Consider the following 3,658-nt stretch of genomic DNA (forward strand, 5'->3'; position numbering starts at 1 on the left):
CCGCACGGCTGGGTGCCGCTCCTGCCCGACGACGACGACACCCACCTCATCGGCCCCGACTGGCGCCCGCAGGCCGAGCGGTGCAAACCGGGGCGCGTCCGGCTGACGCTCATCTTCCAGGAGGTGGACGGATGAAACCCCCCCCATGCCCTACAGCGGCGGCAAGCAAGTCATCGCCGAGAAGATCGTCGCCCGCTTTCCGACTACAGGTCGCCGCTCTACGACTCCCTACTCACCATCCTCCACGGGGTGATGGGCTACAGTCTCAGCCTCAGGGCGACCCGTGGGCCACGCCACAAGCCAGCGATGGGGCCCCGTTCTGATGACCGCCTACACAGACTTCCTCGCCGCCAAAGTTGTGTCATCGCCAGTCATGGGTGCACCAGTGCCCGCCGACGCGGTGAACCAGCTGCTGCTGCCTCATCAGGTCGCGCTCGTCCGGTGGGCTGTCGAGGGTGGCCGACGAGCGATCTTCGCCGCGTTCGGCCTCGGCAAGTCGATGATCCAACTCGAAACGCTGCGTCTCACCCTCGCCCGCGAAGGTGGCGAAGCGCTCATCGTCTGCCCCCTCGGGGTGCGTGGCGAGTTCCAGCGCGACGCCGCCAAACTCGGCTACGACGTGCACTTCATCCGCCGACCCGACCAGATCGTGCCCGGAGCGATTCACGTCACCAACTATGAGACCGTCCGCGACGGCAAGCTCGACCCCAACGCGTTCACGGCCGTCAGCCTCGATGAGGCGTCCGTGCTGCGATCGTTCGGCTCCAAGACCTACCAGACGTTCCTCGCCAACTTCAGGAACCGGTTCCGCTTTGTTGCGACGGCGACACCCTCACCAAACCGCTACAAGGAGCTCATCCACTACGCCGGTTTCCTCGGAGTCATGGACACCGGCCAAGCGCTCACCCGCTTCTTCCAGCGCGACTCAACCAAGGCCAACCATCTAACTCTTTACCCACACAAGGAGCGCGAGTTCTACCTGTGGCTCAACACGTGGGCCGCGTTCGTCCAATACCCATCCGACCTCGGCTACAGCGACGACGGCTACAACCTTCCACCCCTAGATGTCCAGTGGCACGAAGTTCCGGTCGACCACACGGTGACTGAGATGGATCGCGACGGACAGGCGCGATTGTTCCGAGGCGGCGCGGCTATGTCGCTCCAGGAGGAAGCACGCGAACGCCGAGACACGATGCCCGAACGTATCAGGCGGCTGCTGCAACTCGTGGACGCCCATCAGGCACAGCATCCCGGTGACCAGATCATCCTGTGGTGCGATCTCAACGCCGAGCAGATCGCGATTGAACGGGGCCTCGCGGACCGTGGCATCTCGTTCGCGTCCATCTTCGGCGCCCTCGACCCAGACGAGTCCGAACGCCGCCTCGAGGCGTGGCGCAACGGCGAAAGAGTCGCCCTCATTGGTAAGCCGGTGATGCTCGGTCAGGGCATGAACTTGCAGCAGTCCAACACCTGCTTCTACGCCGGCGTGTCGCACAAGTTCAATGACTGGATTCAGTCGCTCCACCGCATCCAGCGATTCGGTCAGACCCGCCCATGCACCGCGCACGTCGTCTACGCCGAATCAGAGACCGACATCTGCACATCCCTGCGTGACAAGTGGTCACGCCACAAGGAGCTGTCCACCAACATGACCGACATCATCAAGACCCACGGACTCGACCAAGCGAGCGTCGCGGGCGAACTAACCCGCAGCATGGGTGTCACCCGGCTCACGTCAGCCGGGGAGGGCTGGCAGTACTCCAACAACGACTGCGTTGACGAGACCGCCTCCATGCCGTCCGACTCGGTGGACCTCATCGTGACCAGCATCCCGTTCGCCAATCATTACGAGTACACCCCGAGCTACAACGATTTCGGCCACACCGACGATAACTGCCACTTCTGGGCACAGATGGACTACCTGACTCCGCAGCTGCTACGCATCCTCAGACCGGGCCGAATCTACGCCTGTCACGTCAAGGACCGCATTCTGTTCGGCAACGTGACCGGCGCAGGGGTGCCGACCGTCTCGCCGTTCCACGCTGAGGCGATCTTCCACGCCTGCCGCCACGGCTTCGACTACCTCGGCATGATCACCGTCGTTACCGACGTGGTGCGGGAGAACAACCAGACCTATCGCCTCGGCTGGACAGAGCAGTGTAAGGACGGCACGAAGATGGGCGTGGGGTCGCCCGAGTATGTGCTGCTGTTCCGCGCCCCCCAGACCGACCGCACACGCTCCTACGCCGACACTCCCGTCACCAAGGACAAGGATGACTACTCCAGGTCGCGCTGGCAGATCGACGCCCACGCCTTCTGGCGCTCGTCCGGGAACCGCCACCTGACGCCAGCCGAGCTCGCCGCCCTGCCCGTTGAGGAACGGTCACGGCTGTTCACCCAACAGACCCTGACCGAGGTGTACGACTATGAGGACCACGTGGAGACCGGGGAAGCGCTCGACAGCCGCCGCGCCCTACCTTCCACTTTCATGGCTCTCGCGCCCGGCTCATGGTCGCCCGAGGTGTGGCATGACGTGAACCGGATGGGGACGCTGAACACGGAGCAGTCACGCAAGGCGCAGGCGTATCACGTCTGCCCCCTGCAGTTCGACATCGTGGACCGACTCATCCGCCGCTACTCCAACCCGGGCGACCTCGTGTTCGACCCGTTCGGAGGCCTCGGGACAGTCCCGGTCCGCGCCCTCAGGCTCGGCAGGCGAGGAGCTGGCGTGGAGCTGAACACCGGCTACTACCGAGACGCGCTCGGCTACCTGCGCGCCATGGAACGCGAGGTGGACATGCCAACCCTGTTCGACCTTGGGGAGGCGCCATGACCATCGCGGGCCGCACGATGCGTGCGTCGCGGAAACTCACGCGACTGCACCAGTATCTGATCGTCGCATGCAAGGGCGACCCTCGCCGCGCCGCAGCACGCCTCAGAGAGGACTGATTATGCCCCGCATCAGCCATTCCCGGGTCGCTGACGGCCCCGACGTGTGGTCGGTGCGCTTCTGCCAGGAGTGCACCGACGAGAGAAAGCAGGTGAAGCCCAGTGTCCTGGTTCAGAGTTGACGACAAGCTGCATTCGCACCCGAAGCGCTACCGAGCCGGACTACGCGCCATGGGCCTGTGGGTCGTCGCCGGTGCGTGGTGCTCCGATCAGCTCACCGACGGGCACGTCCCCCGCGACATGCTCACCGCACTCGGCGGACGCACAGCAGACGCCAGAGCCCTCGTCACCGCAGGACTCTGGACCGAGGACGGCGACGGCTGGACCTTCCACGACTGGCTCACGATGAACCCGAGCAGGTCAGACGTCGAGGCCAAGCGCGACCAGGAGCGGGAACGCAAGTCCGAGTGGCGAGCCCGCAAGGCCAAACTCAGAGCCGAGGGGAGCGACAGCAGATGACCACCAAACCCCAGCATGTCCCGGTGGGACAAGGCCGTCTGTCCCGATGGGACAAGCGCGTCCGTCCCGCGTCAGTCCCACGGGTGTCCCACGATTGTCCCCTCTACCCGACCCGACCCGACCCGACCCGACCCCTAATAACTAAAGCTGGGCAGGAAAGCTCAAGCCTGTTTGTGGTTGAGAATTGTGGTTCAGCAAGCAAAAAAAGTCCGGTAGGTAGGGGCTCGCGATCTTTGCTTGCCGACCTCGC

General features: G+C 64.4%; 2 protein-coding genes. Both read left to right on the forward strand.

The window, feature by feature from the left end; translation table 11 throughout:
* Positions 1 to 322 precede the first annotated feature (322 nt).
* Positions 323 to 2,833: a DNA methyltransferase gene (locus tag ACTQ48_RS10865; RefSeq protein WP_441570918.1), complete on the forward strand. Its 2,511-nt coding sequence runs from the start codon at positions 323 to 325 to the stop codon at positions 2,831 to 2,833.
* 218 nt (positions 2,834 to 3,051) lie between these two features.
* The gene (locus ACTQ48_RS10870; protein WP_441085790.1) at positions 3,052 to 3,408 is read left to right on the forward strand and encodes a hypothetical protein; all 357 of its coding nucleotides are present in this window, start codon (positions 3,052 to 3,054) and stop codon (positions 3,406 to 3,408) included.
* Positions 3,409 to 3,658: the final 250 nt, after the last annotated feature.

The sequence above is a fragment of the Collinsella sp. Sow4_E3 genome (assembly GCF_052116285.1).
Lineage (GTDB): Bacteria > Actinomycetota > Coriobacteriia > Coriobacteriales > Coriobacteriaceae > Collinsella.

Bases quoted from the DNA above. Each gene is read 5' to 3' on its own strand.
- ACTQ48_RS10865 (WP_441570918.1), top strand. From the start codon at position 323: ATGACCGCCTACACAGACTTCCTCGCCGCCAAAGTTGTGTCATCGCCA.